Origin of the sequence: Rhodococcus sp. LB1 (genome assembly GCF_001583455.1) — a bacterium.
In the GTDB taxonomy this organism is placed as follows: domain Bacteria; phylum Actinomycetota; class Actinomycetes; order Mycobacteriales; family Mycobacteriaceae; genus Rhodococcus_F; species Rhodococcus_F opacus.
In genome coordinates, this window is the sequence record NZ_LTCZ01000094.1 from 1 (window position 1) to 663 (window position 663).

General features: G+C 68.8%; 1 protein-coding gene. It reads right to left on the reverse strand.

What is annotated here, in order from left to right; all coding sequences use genetic code 11:
* Positions 1-663, reverse strand: a 663-nt coding sequence (locus AZG88_RS15850) for an NAD(P)-dependent malic enzyme (RefSeq protein WP_197487831.1), incomplete at both ends; no start/stop codon positions are given.

A 663-nucleotide genomic window follows, 5' to 3' on the forward strand; every position in this document is an offset into this window, starting at 1 on the left:
GCACCGGCATCGAGCGCACCCCGGAACACGCCGGGGAAGGCAAGCACATTGTTGATCTGGTTCGGGAAATCCGAGCGTCCGGTGGCCACGATCGCCGCGTGCTTGCGGGCGATGTCGGGGTGGATCTCCGGGTCCGGGTTCGACAGCGCGAACACGATGGAATCCTTCGCCATCGTCGCGATGAGCTCCTCCGGGACGGTGCCCGCGGACACCCCGAGGAACACGTCCGCCCCGTTGAGGGCTTCGGCGGTGCCGCCGCGGCGGCCGGCGGGGTTGGTGCGCGCGGCCAGGTCGACCTTGACCTCGTTCAGGTCCTTGCGGTCGGCGGAGACGATGCCCTTGGAGTCGAGGACCGTGACATCGGCGATCCCGGCGGCGAGCAGGATGTTCGCGCAGGCGACACCGGCGGCGCCGGCACCGGAGATGACTACCCGCAATTGGTGGAGGTCTCGGTCCTGGACCGTGACCGCACCCTTGAGGGCGGCGAGGACGACGATGGCGGTGCCGTGCTGGTCGTCGTGCATGACCGGGCAGTCCAGGGCCTCGATGACGCGCTTTTCGATCTCGAAGCAGCGCGGCGCGGAGATGTCCTCGAGGTTGACGGCACCGAAGCTCGGGCGCAGCCGGATCAGGGTTTCGACGATCTCGTCGGGGTCCTTGGTG